Source organism: Chromohalobacter sp. 11-W, from assembly GCF_029889905.1.
In the GTDB taxonomy this organism is placed as follows: Bacteria; Pseudomonadota; Gammaproteobacteria; order Pseudomonadales; family Halomonadaceae; genus Chromohalobacter.
Genome location: NZ_JARANZ010000006.1, coordinates 140,949 through 160,050, shown reverse-complemented (window position 1 = coordinate 160,050; position 19,102 = coordinate 140,949). Strand labels below are relative to the sequence as shown.

General features: G+C 64.1%; 13 protein-coding genes. 10 read left to right on the top strand and 3 right to left on the bottom strand.

The features are described from left to right. Positions 1–60 precede the first annotated feature (60 nt). A complete protein-coding gene (locus OP494_RS10340) occupies positions 61–2,001 on the bottom strand; it encodes a beta-ketoacyl synthase (RefSeq protein WP_280540645.1) in 1,941 nt (646 codons plus the stop codon). A 251-nt stretch (positions 2,002–2,252) separates the two neighbouring features. Between OP494_RS10340 and OP494_RS10335 the strand changes: the two genes are divergently transcribed. From OP494_RS10335 to dacB, 3 genes are all read left to right on the top strand, one after another. Continuing rightward, complete coding sequence (locus OP494_RS10335) at positions 2,253–2,936, top strand: methyltransferase domain-containing protein (protein WP_280540644.1); 684 nt, start codon at positions 2,253–2,255, stop codon at positions 2,934–2,936. 34 nt (positions 2,937–2,970) lie between these two features. Then, positions 2,971–3,300: an SMR family transporter gene (locus OP494_RS10330; protein WP_040243024.1), complete on the top strand. Its 330-nt coding sequence runs from the start codon at positions 2,971–2,973 to the stop codon at positions 3,298–3,300. 111 nt (positions 3,301–3,411) lie between these two features. Next, positions 3,412–4,890 carry a D-alanyl-D-alanine carboxypeptidase/D-alanyl-D-alanine-endopeptidase gene (dacB, locus tag OP494_RS10325; RefSeq protein ID WP_280540643.1) on the top strand — a complete coding sequence of 493 codons (1,479 nt, stop codon included), beginning with the start codon at positions 3,412–3,414 and terminating at the stop codon, positions 4,888–4,890. A 13-nt stretch (positions 4,891–4,903) separates the two neighbouring features. Here dacB and OP494_RS10320 read toward each other — a convergent pair whose 3' ends face one another. Then, positions 4,904–5,881, bottom strand: a complete 978-nt coding sequence (locus OP494_RS10320; protein ID WP_280540642.1) for an MDR family oxidoreductase — start codon at positions 5,879–5,881, stop codon at positions 4,904–4,906. A gap of 228 nt (positions 5,882–6,109) precedes the next feature. Here OP494_RS10320 and OP494_RS10315 point away from each other — a divergent pair, with 228 nt between their 5' ends. The 7 genes from OP494_RS10315 to OP494_RS10285 all read left to right on the top strand — a co-directional run bounded on the left by OP494_RS10315 (position 6,110) and on the right by OP494_RS10285 (position 15,912). Beyond that, positions 6,110–6,484: a diacylglycerol kinase gene (locus tag OP494_RS10315; RefSeq protein ID WP_280540640.1), complete on the top strand. Its 375-nt coding sequence runs from the start codon at positions 6,110–6,112 to the stop codon at positions 6,482–6,484. Positions 6,485–6,540: 56 nt separating this feature from the next. Beyond that, positions 6,541–6,720, top strand: a complete 180-nt coding sequence (locus OP494_RS10310; RefSeq protein ID WP_280540639.1) for a hypothetical protein — start codon at positions 6,541–6,543, stop codon at positions 6,718–6,720. 2 nt (positions 6,721–6,722) lie between these two features. Continuing rightward, positions 6,723–8,201, top strand: coding sequence for a sodium:solute symporter family protein (locus OP494_RS10305; RefSeq protein ID WP_280540638.1), 1,479 nt, complete (start codon positions 6,723–6,725; stop codon positions 8,199–8,201). A gap of 100 nt (positions 8,202–8,301) precedes the next feature. Next, positions 8,302–11,346, top strand: a complete 3,045-nt coding sequence (gene glnE / locus OP494_RS10300) for a bifunctional [glutamate--ammonia ligase]-adenylyl-L-tyrosine phosphorylase/[glutamate--ammonia-ligase] adenylyltransferase (RefSeq protein WP_280540637.1) — start codon at positions 8,302–8,304, stop codon at positions 11,344–11,346. A 214-nt stretch (positions 11,347–11,560) separates the two neighbouring features. Next, positions 11,561–13,141, top strand: coding sequence for a peptide MFS transporter (locus OP494_RS10295; protein ID WP_280540636.1), 1,581 nt, complete (start codon positions 11,561–11,563; stop codon positions 13,139–13,141). 3 nt (positions 13,142–13,144) lie between these two features. Continuing rightward, a complete protein-coding gene (locus tag OP494_RS10290; protein ID WP_280540635.1) occupies positions 13,145–14,962 on the top strand; it encodes an aminopeptidase P family protein in 1,818 nt (605 codons plus the stop codon). 143 nt (positions 14,963–15,105) lie between these two features. Continuing rightward, positions 15,106–15,912 carry an ion transporter gene (locus OP494_RS10285; protein ID WP_280540633.1) on the top strand — a complete coding sequence of 269 codons (807 nt, stop codon included), beginning with the start codon at positions 15,106–15,108 and terminating at the stop codon, positions 15,910–15,912. 315 nt (positions 15,913–16,227) lie between these two features. Here the strand turns inward: OP494_RS10285 and OP494_RS10280 are convergent, their stop codons facing one another. Then, positions 16,228–19,071, bottom strand: a complete 2,844-nt coding sequence (locus OP494_RS10280; RefSeq protein WP_280540632.1) for a valine--tRNA ligase — start codon at positions 19,069–19,071, stop codon at positions 16,228–16,230. Positions 19,072–19,102 lie beyond the last annotated feature (31 nt).

Here is a 19,102-nt window from a genome sequence, read left to right as displayed (position 1 = left end):
CCAACAGGGTAGTGGTTGCCCAAGGCTGACGGCAATCGTGCCGCCGCCCGGGCGAGCCTATTACAGTCGGCCGTAGGGGTTGTCGACCGCCAGCGAGACTGGCTGATCGAAGCCGGGGATATGCAGCGTGTCGCGCGTCATCGAGAGTTCCGGTCCTTCGAGAACGCCTTCGCCAAAGCGGTACGTGACGTCGAAGTGGCCGCTGTCGGATGTCGCCAGGTACGCCTCGGAAGCAGCCAGGATCGTCTCGCGACGCTGCTTCCAGTCGTCGATCGCGCGCTGGCCGTGGCGCTGGGTCAGCAGGCGCTCGGTGGCGGCCGGCGAAATGACTAGGCCGGTGGCGTTATTGCCGCCGAATCCCTTGGCATTGATGAACGCCGCATCGGCCTCGAAGGGGATCGGATCGCGGAAGAAGCGTAGGCGCTCGGCGAAGACATCATCGGCCACTGCATCGAGGGTGAAGATGCCGGGAAGGATGCCGTGGGCGAAGGTCCCCAGTGCGCTGGCCATCTGATCGCCCGCCGCGCCGCCTTGTGAATGGCCGACGAATGCCTTGACGGCGGTCACCGGCCACGACTCGATGCCATGCGCGCGCGCCACCATGTCGAACACATGCGACTCGGTCGTGCGATTCTTGGGCGTGCTGGTGCCGTGCGCGTGTAGATAGCTGCGCTGGCGTACCGCCTCCTCGCCGAGCATATCGCTGGCAAGACTGACCGCCTTGGCCAGGGTGATGTAATTGCCGATGCCCGGTGCGGAGATCGAACGCTTCCAGCCGTCGGCGTTGACGAAGACACCCGGCACGGCGCCGAGAATCTGCGCGCCGGTTTCCAGAGCCAGCGCGTCATCCATCAGCAACAGGAACTGGGTCGACTCGGCGATGGTGAAGCCGCAGTTGCGCGCGAAGGGGCGACACGCGCGCTGATAGTCACTGTCGGTGAGCAGCGTCAGAGCGTCGAGTGCCTTGAGGCTTTCGTCGTCAGCCAGCGCCCCCATGGTACGGAAGCCCTCGACGATCTCCGGGGTGATCGGGGCATCGCTGGTGCCCACCATTACCACCCGGCGCCGGCCACTGCGAATGTCCTCGAGGCCCAGGCGCAAGTTGTACAGAAAACTGGCGCAGGCGCCTAGCGCTGCGCCAGTAGCGCCGACGCTGCCCAGCACGTAGGCGTTGAGGAAGTCGGCGGGCATTTGCCCGTAACCCAGCGGCATCTGCTTGGAGGTGGCGCGCGCTCCGCTGACGAAGCTTTGTAGCAGACCGCCCCAGCCTTCGTTGTCGAGCTGGCCGATGGAGTTGCCGGCGTACACGGCGATGGCGTCCGGATCGAGACGGTTGCGCAGCGCCGCCCAGTCGAGACCGCTCTGGCCGAGACAGTCGGAGGCGCCGAAGATCGTCATCGCCAAGCCACGCGGATGGTGCACGCTGCGATACAGCGTGTCCGGCGAAAATCCGCTGGGCAGTTGCCCGGCCGAGCGCACCTGGGCGCTGCGACGTTCGGGGAGCAGCACGTCCAGCGCTCCCGGCGGGACCACGACTTCGACCATGCGTTTGTCGATCTCGCGTACCTGCCAGATGGCCGGCACGTCGTTGGGAAGCTGGCGACGGCGCACGCGAAAGGTCAGCTCGGTATCGAGATCGAGTTGCGCGGCGCGATTGGCGGGGATGCCTTCGCTGCCGAAGCGTTCGTCCTCGATGCGGCGAATCAGGGTATGATCGAGCACATGTTGGCGATAGCGTGCGACGACGTCGGCGTCGTCGAGAATCTCGCCTTGAGGGTCCTGCCAGCCGCCGCTTTCTACGCGCGAAACGAGCTGCATCATGGCGGCCAGGGCGAGAATGGTTTGTGCCTGAAGGGTATCGGGCAAAGCGTCGAGAATCGTTCGGCGATAAGCTTGGTGGCCCGAGGTTCTGCCGGCGGCGTTAACACCGCCCATGCCGACGATCACCGGTAACTGTGACAAGCCGCGTTCCTCGTAATGCTGTGGATGACGATGCGTCATGATTCATGACCGGCACGCGTCGGCCGGAGATGTAGCGCCCACCCGCGCGATATAGGGTATAGATAGGGCGCGTGGCGTCTTAATGAGTCTGGGAATGATAGCACCCGGGTGCGAGTGGCGTCATGCGAACACTGTCCGATAAAGTGGAAATGCCGCCAATAGCGGTCTCGCGTGGGTCGATTTCGTGACGCTCGGTCAGCCCCGTCGGTCTGCTAGAATGGCATTTCGTTCAGTCGTTTACAGAGTCGCCCATGCATGCCAACTCCCGCGCCATCGTCACCCAGCAGACCGCGCCGCATGAGGATCTCTCGCGGCGCGTGTCGCGGGCGCTGACGCACCCCTGGCAAAAGCCGTTGGCATCGCATACGCGAATAGCATTCGGCGCGGCGCGGACATGGCTCCATGAGCAGGACAAGCCGCTGATTCTCGACGCGGGCTGTGGCGTAGGGCTTTCCACCCGACGTCTGGCCGCACGTTTTCCCGGCCATGCGGTGATTGGCATCGACCGCAGCGCCGACCGCCTGTCCCGCGAGCACGGCGAACTGCCCGACAACGCTCTGCTGGTACGTGCCGATCTGGTGGATTTCTGGCGTTTGGCGCTACAAGAAGGGTGGCAGCCGGCACGTCATTATCTGCTCTATCCCAACCCGTATCCCAAGCCGGCGCATCTCAAGATGCGCTGGCATGGCCACCCAGTGTTTCCGGCCCTGGCGGGGCTCGGCGGCGCACTGGAAGCGCGCTCCAACTGGCGGCTCTATCTCGAGGAATTGGCCCTGGCGTTGACGCAAGCCACGGGGCGCGAACCGCATCTCGAACCCTGCGAGCCATCGGGCGAGTATCTCACGCCTTTCGAACACAAATATCACGCCAGCGGCCAACCACTATGGCGACTGACGGTGACGCTGGCGCATCGACCCGAGCTGTTACCCACTTAGGGGCCAAACAACACGGGCTTTCAGGAGAGAGAATATGGTGTATGTATTTTTGGCCATCGCGATCATCGCCGAGGTCGTGGCCACCAGCGCGCTCAAGGCGTCCCAGGAATTCACTCGCCTGTGGCCGAGCGTAACCGTGGTCGTGGGCTATGCATTGGCGTTTTATATGCTCACGCTGGCGCTTCGCGATTTGCCGGTGGGCATCGCCTATGCATTCTGGGCCGGGCTTGGCATCGTGCTGGTGACACTGATCGGGGTGGTCGTGTATGGCGAAAAACCCGATTTGCCCGCGATTCTCGGTCTAGGAATGATCATCGCCGGGGTTGCCATCATTCAGGTGTTTTCGCGTATGTCCGCGCATTAGGCGCTATCAGCAAGATGCCTAATGCGCCGATCGTATGTCGCCATCGCACTCGATGAGGAGCCCTGCTAGCCTGGCGGACGATGTACGTTCGTCCAGGGAAGGAAAAATCTCATGCTGAGTAGGCTATTCCATTGCCGACGTCTGCGCTCCTCGCAGCGTGTCGGACGTCGTGTGCTCGCGCTTCTAGTCTTGACGGGTTTGCCATTGGCTGTGCAGGCCGAGGGCTTCGATAATCTTGCCACGTTGGCCGACAAGGGCTTCGTGATCGGCGCTCAGGCGCAACTGCTGGGGAGCGGCGAAGACCTGGGTGCGATCCACCCCGCGCGGCGGCTTTCGCCGGCCTCGGTGACCAAGCTCTATACCGCCGCCGCGAGCCTCGACCGCTGGGGGCCGCAGCATCGTTTCACCACGCAGTTGATGGCCACCGGCAATGTCGATGCCCAGGGCGTGCTGCATGGCGATCTGGTGCTCGATGGCGGCGGCGACCCGGCGCTGACCAGCGAAAACCTATGGCGCCTGGTGCAACGCTTGCGCGAACGCGGTGTGCACGCCGTCGATGGCCAATTGGTGGTTAGCCAGTGGCGCTTCGGCCCGGTGACTTGCGTGACCACCGACCGCTGCAAGGCGCGCTCGCGCTCCGACAATGCCTATAGTGCCCTGTTGTCCTCGGCGGCCGTGAATTACGGAAGCTGGTGCAATCGAGTCAAGCCCGGCAATGCCGTGGGCGAGGCGGCCTCGATCAGCGATTGCGCGACGGTGGCGCCTCTCATACGTCTCGATAATCAGGTCAAGACCGTAGCGCATGGTGGGGATTCGCGCCTGAGTGCCGAGCGCATCAGTAGCGAGCGCGGCGACACGTTGCGTGTCAGTGGGCAGATCGCGCGCGATAGCTACTCGCGCGAAATCTATCGCGGCAGTTCCGATCCCGCCGAACAGACCGCCAAGACCTTGATGGCGTTGCTCGGACAGGCGGGGGTCGAGATCGAAGGCTACGCAACCAGCACGACACCGCCGCCGACCACGGCCAAGCGCTTGGCGGCGGTGGATGGCAAGCCGTTGCAGGAATTGCTGCTGCGCATGCTCAACTATTCCAATAACTTCATGGCCGATACCCTGGCTTTGGATCTCGTCGCCAAGCCGCGTGCCGAGCTACAGGACGCCGGTAACGCCCTGATGCGCTTCGCTCAGGGGCTACCGGGCCACGGCGTGCCGACGCTTGCCAGTGGCAGTGGCCTGACCCCCGAGAACCGCGTCTCGGCCCGCGACCTCAATGCCTTGCTGTCAGCGATGTACCAGCGCTCGGCGCTGTTTCCGACCTTTGTGGCCGGCCTGCAACTGCCGACCAACGGGCCCATGCATTTCATTCGCCGAGGCAGCGATACCTTCCAACAGAGCGTCATGCTCAAGACCGGCACGCTCAACGAGCCGGTCACGGTGCGCGCGGTGGCCGGCTACTTCCGTACCCAAACCGGGCGTTGGGGCAGCTTCGCGGTACTGGTCAACGGCACCTCGCAAACGCCGTATCTCGCCTGGCGGCAGGTGTTGCCCCTGGTGGCGGCGGACTTGACGGAGATGATCGAGGCCCACTGAGAGATCACGCCCATTAGCGCCGTGGCTCGATGAGCACGCGCCCGTGGGTGCGGCCTTCGAGCATGGCCTGGGCTCGGTCGGCCACGTCGTCGAGGCCGATCTCCTCGACCTGCATGTGCGACAGCAGGGCGTTGGGCAGGGCGGCGATGCGCTGCCATGCTGCGCGGCGCCGCTCGAACGGGATATACACGCTGTCCACGCCGAGTAACGACACGCCACGCAGGATGAACGGCATTACCGTGGTCGGCAGCGCGGCGTCGCCTGCCAGTCCCACGGCGGCAACCTTGCCTGAGTAGCGCATTTGCGCCAGGAGATTAGCCAGGACCTGGCCGCCGACGGTATCCACGGCGCCCGCCCACTGCGTCGATTCCAGCGGCCGGCCGCGGGCTTCGAAGTCGGTGCGGGGTAGAATGGCGTGGGCACCGAGCGCCTCGAGCCAAGCATTCTGCTCGGGCTTGCCGGTGATGGCGTGAACCTCGAAACCCTCATGGGCGAGGATCGACACCGCCCAACTGCCCACGCCGCCACTGGCGCCGGTAACCACGACCGGTCCATCGCCGGGGTCGAGGCCGGCTTCTTTCAGTCGCATGACACTGAGCATGGCGGTGAGTCCGGCGGTGCCGAAGAGCATTGCCTGACGCGTACTCAGCGGTTGCGGGCAGGGCACCAGCCAGTCGGCATCGACACGCATGGACTCGGCGAAACCGCCCCAATGGCGCTCGCCGACGCCCCAGCCGGTGAGGATTACGCGGTCATCGGCGGCGAAGCGCGTATCCGTGGAATCCGTTACCGTGCCAGCAAAATCGATCCCTGGCACAAATGGATAGTCGCGCACGATCTTGCCCTGGCCGGTGACCGCCATGGCGTCCTTGTAATTGAGATCCGAATAATCGATGGCGACATGCACTGCGCGTTCCGGCAACTGGCTTTCATCGAGCGTTTCGAGGCGGGCGCGGGGAGCGTCGTCATGAAGCATGAGTGCACGGGGCATGGAGGACTCCTGCGAATTCGGGTGAAGGCGCTGCGGCGAGCGCGAGATCATTAGCCTAGCGTTGAGCCACGAGTGTCGACAACGCGACTTTTGCGGGATACCGTCCGTCATTCGCGTAGCGTTGCCTGGGGCTGCCCCTTTGTTACCATCTCAAGTCGCCGTGTGCGTTGCCGTCCTGGCCGTTGCGTGATCGGCCATCGAGAACTCCTTCACTGAGGAAAAAGCGCGATGAAATCCCGCCAGACCACCGGCTTGCGTCACTTGACCGACTCCACGCACTACTCGCTCAAGGGACTGCGAGCCGCGTTTCGCAATGAAACGGCGTTTCGCCAGGAGGTCGGCATCTGCGTGGTACTCTTGCCCTTGGCGTGGTGGATCGGCGCTACGCCAGTTGAATGGCTGCTGCTGGTGGGCAGTTGTGCGCTGGTGCTGATCGTGGAATTGCTCAACAGCGCGGTAGAAACCGTGGTCGACCGCATCGGTCCCGAGCATCACGAGCTGTCTGGCCGGGCCAAGGATATCGGTTCGGCGGCGGTGATGATCTCGCTGATCATGGCGGGGCTGACCTGGGGCCTACTGGCCTGGCAGAAATTCCTCGGCTGAGCCACGCGGTCGGCGACGCCGTGTTGGTTACCTTCAACGTCCGTACGAGGTGCGCTATGTCCCGACGCGTCGGTTTTGGATTGCTCGGCGTGCTGGTGGTGGCTGCCGTGATTGTCCCCTTCACGCTACTGCGTGATGTTCAGGCCTGGTACGGCAGTATGCTCTTCTGGGGGCTGATCGGTCTCGCCGTAATAGTGCTCAACCTGCTCGTGACCGCCGATTTCAAGGAGAAGTGAGGATGTCGTCGACGCTCGTGTGGACGTCGGTGCTGGTGTATGTCGTCGTCGCCTTGGGCGTGGCATGGCGCTCGCGCGAGCGCGTTTCCGGCGGGACGCCCGACATGGCGCACTATTTCCTCGGCGGGCGGCGCATGGGCGGGTTGGTGTCGGCGCTCAGCTACAGCGCGACGACCTACAGTGCCTTCATGATGGTGGGGCTGGCTGGGCTGACCTACGCCGGTGGCGTCGGGGCGCTGGGCTTTGAAATCGTCTACTTCGCCGGTGTCTCGTTGGTGGCCATCTTCGGGCCGCGCTTCTGGGCGGTGGGCAAGGCATTCGGTTTCGTCACGCCCAGCGAGATGCTGGGACACCGCTATGCGAATCGCGGCGTGGCCGTGGCCACGGCGCTGGTCAGCAGCCTATTCCTGATCCCTTATGCGGCGGTGCAACTGGCGGGTGTGGGGTACCTGCTGAGCGGGATGACCGACGGTGCCATCGGCTTTACCACCGGCGTGGCGGTCGCCACCGTACTGGCGCTGGTGTTCACCTTCATCGCCGGGATTCGCTCGGTGATGTGGACCGACGCGTTGCAGGCATTGTTGATGATTGTCGCCTCGACGGCCGTGGCGCTGCTGGTAGTGGATTCGCTGGGCGGCTTCGAGACGCTGTTCGCGACCCTCGCCGATGAGCATCCCGAGGCGCTTACCGTGCCGGGATCGGGCCTGTTTACGCCGATAACCTTCCTCGGCCTGACGATTCCGTGGTTCTTCTTCAGCCTTTCCAATCCCCAGGTCAGCCAGCGCCTCTTCATGCCGGCCTCGCTCCAGGCCATGCGCCGCATGCTGCTGGGCTTTCTGTGCTTCGGCCTGGTCTATACCGCCGTTTCGGTACTGTGGGGCTTTTCGGCGCTGATCGCCTTCCCCGAGCTGGAGAATTCGGATCTGGCCACGCCGACCTTGTTGGCCTCTGCGCACGTGCCGCCGTTACTCGGCGTGCTGGTGATGGTCGGCATCCTGGCGGCGGCGGTCTCGACCATCGACTCGATCATGTTGACGCTCTCGTCGATGTTGTCGCGGGACGTCTATGCGGTGGCCCGCAAGGGCAGCGACGAACGCCGCCAACTGTGGGTCGGCAAGGCCGTGTTGCCGCTGATCGCGCTGTTGGCGCTGGCCTTCGCCGAGTTGCGCCTCGATCTGATCGCGGTGCTCTCGGTTGCCGCCTCGACCGGCCTGGTAGTCACCGTACCGGCGCTTATCGGCGCTTTCTTCTGGCGAGGCGGCAGTGCGGCGGGCGCCCTGGCGAGCATTCTCGGCGGTGGTGTCTGCGTCGTGGCGTTGTATATCACCGGCGCCAAGCCGCTGGGTTGGCCGCCGGGTATCTGGGCGCTGCCGGTGGCGTGCGTGTTGTTCGTAGGCGTCAGCTTGCTCAGCGCACCGCCGCGTCAAACCGCCGAGGCGTTCATCGCCGCCGCCGAGCGTGGTTTGCCGTGGCGGCGCTGAGGAGCGCTTGGCTGTAGCTTCCAAGCGAGTAGCTCCGCTAAGCTGGGACCATTACGCTTGCCCCGGCATTAGGTGCCGGGATGTTCCAGGAGAGTGCATCATGGCCCTGCCCGAAGGATTCCTACCCGACGCCGATATTCCCGCACCGTTGCATGAGGCGCTGGGCGAAGCCACCGAGCGGCTCGACGATGCGTTGTGCCTGGCCGATCGCGTCGCCCAGGCGAAGCGACCGACGAGCGATGCGGACGCCGATGCCAATGTTGATGCCGAAGAAACGCCGAGTGCCACCTGGCTGGCGCTCTCGGAGGTGCGTCGCGCTGAGCTGGCGCGGGTCGTGGCGCTTTCCGATTTCGCCACCGAGACGTTGGCTCGCGATCCTGGCTGGTTGCCGGTGCTGGATGCCGAGGGCGAACTGGATGAGTCGCCGCCGCGCGAGATCTGGGAAGCGGACCTCGCTGAGCGCCTCGAGGGCGCCGAGGATGAAGCGGCCATGCAGGCCGCAATACGCCGCTTCCGACGGCTGCGCATGCTGGGCATCGTATGGCGTGATCTATGCCGCGCGCCGCGCGGCCAGGGCGAAGAGGCTGGCATGTGGGTCACGGCGCGCGATGTCAGCAGCCTGGCGGAGATCTGTCTCGATGGCGCGCTGGGCTGGCTCGAACACTACTATGCGCCGCGCTGGGGGCAACCGGCTCTCCGGGCCGATGGCACACCGCAACGCCTGGTAGTGCTGGGCATGGGCAAGCTCGGTGCGGGCGAGCTCAATCTGTCCTCGGACATCGACCTGATCTTCGCTTTCGCCGAAGAGGGCGAGACCGAGGGCGGCCGTCGGGCGCTCTCGCATCAAGAATATTTCACCAAGCTGGGCCAGAAGCTCATTGGCGCGTTGGACGCGGTGACCGACGAAGGCATGGCGTTCCGTGTCGACATGCGTTTGCGCCCGCTCGGCGATGGCGGGCCGTTGGTCGGCAACTTCGCCACGCTGGCCAGCTACTATCAGGACCAAGGGCGCGAGTGGGAACGCTACGCCATGCTCAAGGCGCGCCCGGTGGCTGGCGATCTCGAAGCGGGCGCCGAGCTGCTTGCCTCGCTGCGGCCGTTCGTGTATCGCAAGTACTTGGATTTTGGCGCCATCGAATCGCTGCGTGAGATGAAGCGGCTCATCAACCGCGAGGTCAAGCGCAAGGGCATGGCCGACAACATCAAGCTCGGCTCTGGCGGCATCCGCGAGGTGGAGTTCGTGGTCCAGGCGTTTCAGTTGATCCGTGGTGGGCGCGATACCGAGCTCCAACTGACCTCGCTGGCGGCGGCGCTGCGTTGTTTGACGGACCTGGAGCTGCTGCCGGGCGAGGTGACCGATGCCCTGCGGCGCGATTACGCCTTTCTGCGCGATCTCGAGCATGCCTTGCAGGCCCAGAAGGACCGCCAGACCCAGACCCTGCCGGAAGATAGCCTGGGGCGCGAGCGCTTGGCGCTGGCGCTCGACATGGCCGACTGGCCGGCGCTCGTGGCGCGTCTTGACGAGGCGCGAGGGCGGGTGCGCGAACATTTCGACGCCGTCATCGCGCCGCCCGAGGAAGAAGACGATGAGCAGAACACCGCCGAGGACGCCTCACACGAGGAACTGGGTGCGCTCTGGCGTGAGGAGCTGACCCTGGCGGAGGCCCGCGAAACGCTGACGACGCTGGGGTTCGAGACGCCCGAGGCGACCTTCAAGCGGCTTGTTGGTTTGCATCGTTCGCGCGCCGTAGCGACCATGCAACGTATCGGTTTCGAGCGTCTCGATGCCTTGATGCCGTTGCTGCTCGAGGCCGTCGGCGAGAGTCACGCGCCGGATGTCGCGCTCGAGCGCGTATTGCCGCTGATCGAGGCGGTGCTACGGCGCACTGCGTACCTGGCGCTGCTGCGCGAGAATCCCGATGCGCTGCGTCAGTTGATTCGGCTGTGCGCTGCGAGTCCGTGGATCGCCGAGCAGTTGGCGCGCCATCCCGTGCTGCTCGATGAATTGCTGCATCCCGCCACACTGTATTCGCCCGCCGACAAGGACGAACTCGCCGATGAACTGCGTCAGTCACTGGCGCGGGTGCCCGAGGACGACGAAGAAGGCCAGCTCGACGCGCTGCGTATCTTCAAGCATGCCCAGGTGCTGCACGTCGCGGCCTCGGATATCGTCGGCGCGCGGCCGCTGATGAAGGTCAGCGATTACCTCACCTTCATCGCCGAAGTGATTCTCGAGCAGATACTGGCGATGGCCTGGAAGCAGGTGACACGCAAGTACGGCCGCCCCTCGGGCCATTCCGGCGAGCGCGAGAGCGACGAGGCCAATTTCGCGATCATCGGTTACGGCAAGCTGGGCGGCATCGAACTGGGCTATGGTTCGGACCTGGACCTGGTGTTTTTGCACGACGCCGACCCCAAGGGCGCCACCGACGGTGCCAAGGCCCTCGACAATGCGGTCTTCTTTACGCGCCTCGGTCAGCGCGTCATCCATTTGCTGACGGCCATGACGCCCAGCGGCGCGCTGTACGAGGTGGATATGCGCCTGCGTCCTTCGGGTAACGCAGGGCTATTGGTGACGACGCTCGACGCCTTCGCCGACTATCAGCACCAACAAGCCTGGACCTGGGAGCACCAAGCGCTGGTGCGCGCACGGGCCATCGCCGGCAACACAGCATTGTGCGAGCGCTTCGAGACAGTGCGTTGCGAGGTGCTGGGCCAGACACGCGACCCTGAAAAACTGCGCGACTCGGTCGTTGCCATGCGCCGCAAGATGCGCACTCATTTGGGTAGCAGCGATCAGGCCGGCCGCCAGGGAACGTTTCATCTCAAGCAGGACCCCGGTGGCATGGTGGATATCGAGTTCCTCTGCCAATACGCGGTACTGCGGTTGGGTGCCGAGGCGCCGGAAATGCTCGCCTTCAGCGATAACATGCGCATTCTCGAAACGCTGGAGGAAAGCGGCCGCCTTCCCGCCGAGCAGGCGCGCGAGCTTCGTGAGGCGTACCTCACTTATCGCGGCATCAGCCATCGTGCCTCGCTGGCCAAGGCCGGAAGCCAGGTCGAGATCGCCGATATCGACGATCATCGCCGCCGGGTCCGCGCCATTTGGGCGCAATGGATGCAAGAAGACGATGCCTCGCGATGAGCTGTGCTGGAAACAAGCTGTTACTTTTCGGGCTCACGATAACTCGGTGAATGGTTAGTACGACAAAAGTTGAGTATTGATCATTCGCGTGAAAACTTTATAGTCCGCCTCCGGCGATGGCATACGTGTCATCGCCGTTTTGTTTCGCCACCCGCCCACAAGGCGCGGCGAACGTCAGGCACAACCTGTAAGTTCTCAACGAGGCAGATAGTCAATGCGCTCTACCACGGATGTAGCATCGCCCCGCTCCCAAGAGGACCGGGGTTTCGCCGGTCACCCGCGAGCGCTGGGGCCGTTATTTTTCACCGAAATGTGGGAGCGTTTCTCCTACTACGGTATTCGCCCGCTGCTCGTGCTGTTCATGGCCGCCACGGTCTTCGAGGGCGGACTGGGCTTCACGCGTGAAACGGCCTCGGCCATCGTGGGTATCTACGCGGGTGCCGTCTATCTCTCGGCCTTGCCCGGCGGCTGGCTGGCAGACAATTGGCTGGGCCAGCGACGCGCCGTCTGGTACGGCTCGGTCCTCATCGCCTTGGGCCATCTTTCTATCGCGTTTTCTGCCGTCTGGGGCGCGACCTGGTTTTTCATCGGGTTGGTGCTGATCGTGCTCGGCTCGGGACTTTTCAAATCCTGCATCTCGGTGATGGTCGGTAGCCTTTACGATCAAGGCGACGTGCGACGCGACGGTGGCTTCGCCATCTTCTACATGGGCATCAACATCGGTGCCTTATTGGCCCCGCTGTTCACCGGCTTGCTGATGCGCGAGTACGGTTGGCATTGGGGCTTCGGCATCGGCGGGCTGGGCATGTTGGTGGCCTTGCTGATCTTTCGTTTGGCAGCCATTCCCTCCATGCGCCGCGCCGACAGCCTGCGGGGGCGCGCCGCCAGTTGGGATGCGCCGTCAGTACACCGTCGCGGCGTGGGCTACTACGTCGCCGGTTTGGCGATAGCGCTGGCAGGCTTCATCGCCCTGGTGGCCAACGGCGTGATCACCTTGAACGCCGTGGCGATCGCCGAGGCCATGACCACGATCATCATCGTCTGTGCGCTGGGCTATTTCGTTTTTCTCTTCGGTTTTAACGGGCTCGATAAGCAGGAGCGGGCGCGTATCGTCGTGTGTTTCATCCTGATCATGGCGGCGGCGTTCTTCTGGGCGTCCTTCGAGCAACAGCCGACGTCCTATAACTTGTTCGCCCACGACTATACCGACCGCATGTTGTTCGGTTGGGAAATTCCCACCGTGTGGTTTCAGTCGTTCAATCCGGTCTTCATCATCCTGCTGGGGCCACTCTTCGGCTGGCTGTGGCCGGCACTCGGCCGCCGTCGCCTGGAACCCGGCAGCCCGGTGAAGTTCATCCTCGGCCTCTTGTTCGCGGCCGGTGGCTTTGCCTTGATGATGTTCGCGGCGATGCGCGTGGCGGGCGGGATCGATCAGGTCTCGCCGCTGTGGATCACCGCCAGTTTGCTGCTATTGACGATCGGCGAGCTGTGCCTGAGTCCGGTCGGGCTTTCTACCATGAGCGCGCTGGCACCCACCAAGCTGCGCGGCCAATTGATGGGGTTGTGGTTCACCGCCTCGGCGCTGGGGAACCTGGTTGCCGGATTGATCGGCGGGCATGTGAACGCCGAAGAGCTGGGACAGTTACCCGAGCTATTCGGCCGCTGCGCGGTGGCGCTGGTGCTATGTGCCATCGTGTTGGCGCTGCTGACGCCGTTCATCAAGCGTATGCTGAGGGGCAATCCCACCGTCGATCCCGCCGGTGCTTCGTCTTCTAATGCCACCACCGGAGCCTGAGTCATGCCGCTGAGTGAATCTCCCCAAACGCCCGCCGCCCGCCTGGCCGCGCTGCGCGATACCATGCGTGAACAGGCCGTCGATGCCTGGTGGCTGCCATCGTCCGATCCGCATAGCTCCGAATACCTGCCGCATCACTGGCAGGGTCGCGCCTGGCTGTCGGGCTTCGATGGATCAGTGAGCACGCTGGTGATCACCCAGCAGGCGGCCGGGCTGTGGGTGGACAGTCGCTACTGGGTTCAGGCCGAGCAGCAACTGGCCGGGAGCGGCATCGAGTTGATGAAACTTCAGCCCGGCCAGGCGCAGCGGCCCATGCAGTGGCTCGCCGAGCAGCTTCCGCAGGGCGCCACGGTGGGTTTCGACGGCGCCGTGGTGGCGGCGGCTAGCGTGCGTCAGATGGAGACGCATCTGGCGCCGAAAGGGATCCGCTGGGAAGGCCATCGGGATCTGCTCGATGCCATCTGGCCGGATCGCCCCGCGCTGCCCGAGGCACCGGTGCGTGGCCACCCGAGCGCTTACGTGGATACTTCGCGGCGTGACAAGCTGGCGACATTGCGCCAGGCAATGGAGGCTCAAGGGGCCGATACGCATCTGGTGTCGACCCTCGATGACATCGCCTGGCTGACCAACCTGCGCGGGTCGGATGTCGACTTCAATCCGGTGTTTCTGTCGCACCTGCTCGTCGAGGCGACGCGTGCCACCTTGTTCGTCGCCCCGGGCAAGCTGGATGACGCCTTGGTCGGCGAACTTGCCGACGACGGCATCGATGTTGCCGATTACGCGCTGGTGGCGGAACGTCTCGCTGGGTTGTCCGTCGATGCGCGCCTGTTGATCGATCCGGCGCGGGTCAGCCTGGCGCTGACGGAGGCCGTGCCGGAAGGCGTGAACGTCGTCGAGGCCTTCCAGCCGAGCACGCTGGCCAAGAGCCGCAAGAGCGACCGCGACATCGAACATGTGCGCCACGCCATGGAGGAAGACGGCGCCGCGTTGTGCGCGTTCTTCGCCTGGCTGTACGCTGCATTGGCCAGCGACGAGACGGTGACCGAGCTGAACGTCGACGAGCGGATAACCGCCGCACGCGCTGAGCGCGACGGCTTCGTCTCGCGGAGTTTCGGGACCATCGCCGCCTTCAACGCCAATGGGGCGCTGCCGCATTATCACGCCACTCCCGCAGCGCATTCCGTGATCGAGGGCGATGGTTTGCTGCTGATCGACTCGGGGGCCCAATACCTGGGCGGCACCACCGACATTACCCGTGTGGTGCCGGTGGGCGAGATCGACGCGGCGCACCGGCGCGATTTCACTCAGGTGCTCAAGGGCACCATCGCGCTGTCGCGTGCCCAGTTCCCGCGCGGCATCCCATCGCCGCAACTGGACGCCATCGCCCGCGCGCCGTTGTGGGCCGCGGGGATCGACTACGGCCATGGCACCGGGCACGGCGTGGGCTATTTCCTGAATGTCCACGAGGGACCGCAGGTGATCGCGTGGTACGCGTCGCCGACGCCGCAGTCAGCCATGCAACCCGGCATGATCACCTCGATTGAGCCGGGCGTCTATCGGCCCGGGCAGTGGGGCGTGCGCATCGAGAACCTGGTGGTCAATCGTTCGGCCCAGCCCAGTGACTTCGGCGAGTTCCTGCATTTTGAGACGCTCACGCTATGCCCCATCGATACCCGCGCCATCGATATTGCGCTGCTCGATGATGCGGAAATCGCTTGGCTCAACGCCTACCATGACGAGGTTCGTCAACGCCTGATGCCCAAGGTCGACGGCGAAGCCCGCGACTGGCTCGAGCAGCGTACGGCGCCCATCGCTCGCTAAACGCTTGCGGCACGTTGAGAAATGCCGGGCCCATGGGCGCGGCATTTCTCTGACAATAGCCACTTGGCGGCCGATGCTCGAGAATGGAAAGGGGCGTGTCGCGTCCATCGCCATGAGCTATCCGGGCCACCAAGGAGACTCGTATGCCGGTCAGTCAGGAACGTATCACGCCCTTCCAACTCGTCGTGCTGGTGCTGTCGTTCTATGTGATTGGCGCCTTGTTGGCGGATCTTTTCCTGACCCTGCCCGCGGAAGTCTCGCGCCTTCTAACGTACATGGACTGGGTGGTGTGCGGGTTCTTCTTCGTGGACTTCTGCCTGCGCTTTCGCGCTGCTCCCAACAAGTGGCGCTACATGCGCTGGGGGTGGCTCGACCTTCTGGCCTGTATCCCGCCGGGGCCGTTCCAGGGTGCACGCTTGTTCCGTGTCGTGCAGATGCTGCGGGTGATCCGTGCGCTGAAATCCGTGCACATGATCTGGCGGGTGCTGTTTCGCAATCGTGCCGAGGGGGTGTTTGCGTCGGCGGCGACCGCCACGCTGCTGCTGGTGGCCTTTGGCGCCATTACCATGCTGCTGCTCGAGTCGCCCCATCCGGAAAGCCCCATCAACACGGCGGAAGAGGCGCTATGGTGGGCCTTCGTGACCGTGACCACGGTGGGCTATGGCGACTATTACCCGGTCACCACCCTGGGCCGAGTCGTGGCGATCTTTCTCATGGTCGGCGGTGTGGGGCTATTCGGGAGTTTCGCGGCGTACATCGGCTCGTTGGTGGTGTCCGATGACAGCGTGCAGGAGTCGCGGCAGCACAAGGCGGATCGCGAGATGATGCGCCATCTTTCGCGGCAGATCGAGAGCCTGAACGCCGAGGTTACGTCCCTGAGGACGCTATTGGAAACGCGGGACTCGGAAGACGCCACGCGTCGAGCATCAGCGACACGCAACGAGGATTGAAAAGCGCTATCGCTATCATGCTAACAATTTATTGGTGGCATGAGACGCGTAGGGATAAAGTAAGCGGCATCTGGTGCTCATCAGATGTTTCATCCCTGCATCGTTTCGCGATGCACCCCTAGTAGTACCCTGCCTCGACCCGCGCAGCCCCCTGGCGCGGGTTTTTTTATGTGCGCTTAGCGGGCGGCGGGGACGTCATGTCGCTTGGCCATGCTTACCCTATTGCCTTTACTCCGTTGTCCCGACATGAAAACGCCCATGCGGCGTGAACCGCATGGGCGTGATTGGCGTGCGCCGACGTTTTGACAGCGACGTTTACAGCGCGGCGATCTTGTCGCGTTGCTCGCTGAGGTGCTGGCGGCTGGCCTGGGCGTCGGCGAGCTTGGCGCGCTCCTTCTCGACGACCTCGGCCGGGGCCTTGCTGATGAAGCTTTCGTTGCCGAGCTTCTTCTCGATACCGCCGATGAACTTGTCCTGCTTGTCGATTTCCTTGGCCAGGCGGGCAAGCTCCACGTCCTTGTCGATCAGCCCCGCCATGGGCACCAGCACTTCCATGTCGCCGACCAGTTGGGTGGCGGCGAGCGGAGCCTGGTCGGGGTCATCGAGCCAGGTGATGCTGTCGAGCTTGGCCAGCTTGGAGAGGAATAGCCGATAGGCTTCCAGGCGCTCGCGGTCGGCTTCTGCGCCCTTGGTGAGCAGTGCCTCGAGCGGTTTGCCGGGGGCGATGTTCATCTCGGCGCGGATATTGCGCACGGCGATGATCACGCCCTTGAGCCATTCGATATCGCGCGTGGCGTTATCGTCGATGCGGCTCTGGTCGGCCTGCGGCCAGGATTGGGCCATGATCGAGTCATCGTCGCCGGCATGCGTGCCGGCCAGCGGCGCAACGCGTTGCCAGATCTCTTCGCTGATGAACGGCATCATGGGATGCGCGAGGCGTAGGACGGTTTCCAGCACCCGCACCAGCGTGCGCCGGGTGCCACGTTTGGCGGCGGCGGTGGCGTTGTCGTCCCACAGCACCGGCTTGGAGAGTTCCAGGTACCAGTCGCAGTATTCGTTCCAGACGAAGTCGTAGAGCGCCTGCGAGGCGTGGTCGAAGCGGAATTCCTCCATCGCCCGGGTGACCTGGGCCTCGGTCTGCTGCAGACGCGAGACGATCCAGCGGTCGGCCAGCGACAGCTCCACTTCACCTTCGAGGCCGCAGTCCTCGCCTTCGGCATTCATCAGCACGTAGCGCGAGGCGTTCCACAGCTTGTTGCAGAAGTTGCGATAGCCGTCCAGGCGGCCCATGTCGAACTTGATGTCGCGCCCGGTGGTGGCCTGCGAGAGGAAGGTGAAACGCAGCGCATCGGTGCCATGGGGCTCGATGCCCTCGGGGAATTCGTCACGCGTGGCCTTGGCGATGGCCTTGGCCTTCTGCGGTTGCATCATGTTGCCGGTGCGCTTGTCGATCAGCGCGTCCAGGTCGATGCCGTCGATCAGGTCGATGGGGTCGAGCACGTTGCCCTTCGACTTGGACATCTTCTGGCCCTGGGCGTCGCGCACCAGGCCGTGCACGTAGACCTTCTTGAAAGGCACCTCGTCGGTGAACTTCAACGTCATCATGATCATTCGGGCGACCCAGAAGAAGATGATGTCGAAGCCGGTGACCAGCACGCTCGAGGGATGGAAGGTGTCGAGCTCCGGCGTCTGCTCCGGCCAACCCAGGGTGCCGAAAGTCCACAGGCCCGAGCTGAACCAGGTATCGAGCACGTCTTCATCCTGGGTGAGCGCGATGTCGGCACCGAGGCCGTACTTGTCGCGAGCTTCCTCGGCGCTGCGCGCCACATAAACGTTGCCCTCGACGTCGTACCAGGCCGGAATGCGGTGTCCCCACCATAGCTGGCGCGAGATGCACCAATCCTGCAGGTCGCGCATCCAGGCGAAGTACATGTTCTCGTAGTTCTTGGGCACGAACTCGATGTCGCCGTTCTCGACGGCGGCGATGGCCGGCTTGGCCAACTCCTCGACGGCCACGAACCACTGATCGGTCAATAGTGGCTCGATGACGTCGCCGGAGCGGTCGCCATAGGGCAGGGTGTTGTTGACGGTTTCGATCTGCGCCAGCAGCCCGGCGGCCTGCATGTCGTCTACGATGGCCTGGCGCGCTGCGAAGCGGTCAAGCCCGACGTAGGCGGACGGCAAGGCGGTGTCGATCTCGGCGAGCGGGCGGCCCTGGATATCGAAGGCCTCGGCGCGGGGCAGGATGCTGGCGTCCGGGGTGAAGACGTTGATCAGCGGTAGCTCCTGACGCCGGCCGACTTCGTAGTCGTTGAAGTCGTGCGCAGGGGTGATCTTCACGCAACCCGAGCCTTTCTCCATGTCGGCGTGCTCGTCGGCGACGATGGGGATACGGCGCCCGACCAGCGGCAGTTCGACGAACTTGCCGATCAGCGAAGCATAGCGCGAGTCCTCGGGATTGACGGCCACGCCGGTGTCGCCGAGCAGGGTTTCGGGACGCGTGGTGGCGACGATGAGGTGATCTTGACCGTCATCGGTGGTCACGCCGTCGGCCAGCGGATACCGGAAATGCCAGAACTGGCCCTGCTGGTCCTTGTTCTCGACCTCCAGGTCGGAGATCGCGGTGTGCAGCGTGGGATCCCAATTGACCAGGCGCTTGCCGCGATAGATGAGTCCCTCATCGAACAGCCGCACGAAGACTTCCTGCACCGCCTTGTAGAAGCCGTCGTCCATGGTGAAGCGCTCACGCGACCAGTCGACGCTGGCGCCCATGCGGCGCAACTGCCGGGTGATATGGCCGCCGGATTCGTGCTTCCATTCCCAGATCTTGTCGGTGAAGGCATCGCGGCCCAGGTCGTGGCGGCTCTTGCCGTCTTCCGCCGCGACCTTGCGCTCGACCAGCATCTGCGTAGCGATGCCGGCGTGGTCGGTGCCTACTTGCCACAGCGTGTTGTATTGCTGCATGCGCCGCCAGCGGGTCAGGGTATCCATGATGGTGTCCTGAAAGGCGTGGCCCATGTGCAGGCTGCCGGTCACGTTGGGCGGCGGAATCATGATCGAGTAGGGCTCGCCCTGGCCGGCGGGCGCGAAACGATTGGCGTCTTCCCAGCGCTGATACCAGCGGGTTTCGATCTGATCGGGTTGGTAGGTCTTGTCCATGGGCGTCGGTCGGCTCTTGAAATACGGTCAG

What these genes read in the sequence shown, in the direction of transcription:
- OP494_RS10340 (WP_280540645.1), bottom strand. Translation starts at nt 2,001, where the DNA reads ATGACGCATCGTCATCCACAGCATTACGAGGAACGCGGCTTGTCACAG.
- OP494_RS10335 (WP_280540644.1), top strand. Translation starts at nt 2,253, where the DNA reads ATGCATGCCAACTCCCGCGCCATCGTCACCCAGCAGACCGCGCCGCAT.
- OP494_RS10330 (WP_040243024.1), top strand. Translation starts at nt 2,971, where the DNA reads ATGGTGTATGTATTTTTGGCCATCGCGATCATCGCCGAGGTCGTGGCC.
- dacB (WP_280540643.1), top strand. Translation starts at nt 3,412, where the DNA reads ATGCTGAGTAGGCTATTCCATTGCCGACGTCTGCGCTCCTCGCAGCGT.
- OP494_RS10320 (WP_280540642.1), bottom strand. Translation starts at nt 5,881, where the DNA reads ATGCCCCGTGCACTCATGCTTCATGACGACGCTCCCCGCGCCCGCCTC.
- OP494_RS10315 (WP_280540640.1), top strand. Translation starts at nt 6,110, where the DNA reads ATGAAATCCCGCCAGACCACCGGCTTGCGTCACTTGACCGACTCCACG.
- OP494_RS10310 (WP_280540639.1), top strand. Translation starts at nt 6,541, where the DNA reads ATGTCCCGACGCGTCGGTTTTGGATTGCTCGGCGTGCTGGTGGTGGCT.
- OP494_RS10305 (WP_280540638.1), top strand. Translation starts at nt 6,723, where the DNA reads ATGTCGTCGACGCTCGTGTGGACGTCGGTGCTGGTGTATGTCGTCGTC.
- glnE (WP_280540637.1), top strand. Translation starts at nt 8,302, where the DNA reads ATGGCCCTGCCCGAAGGATTCCTACCCGACGCCGATATTCCCGCACCG.
- OP494_RS10295 (WP_280540636.1), top strand. Translation starts at nt 11,561, where the DNA reads ATGCGCTCTACCACGGATGTAGCATCGCCCCGCTCCCAAGAGGACCGG.
- OP494_RS10290 (WP_280540635.1), top strand. Translation starts at nt 13,145, where the DNA reads ATGCCGCTGAGTGAATCTCCCCAAACGCCCGCCGCCCGCCTGGCCGCG.
- OP494_RS10285 (WP_280540633.1), top strand. Translation starts at nt 15,106, where the DNA reads ATGCCGGTCAGTCAGGAACGTATCACGCCCTTCCAACTCGTCGTGCTG.
- OP494_RS10280 (WP_280540632.1), bottom strand. Translation starts at nt 19,071, where the DNA reads ATGGACAAGACCTACCAACCCGATCAGATCGAAACCCGCTGGTATCAG.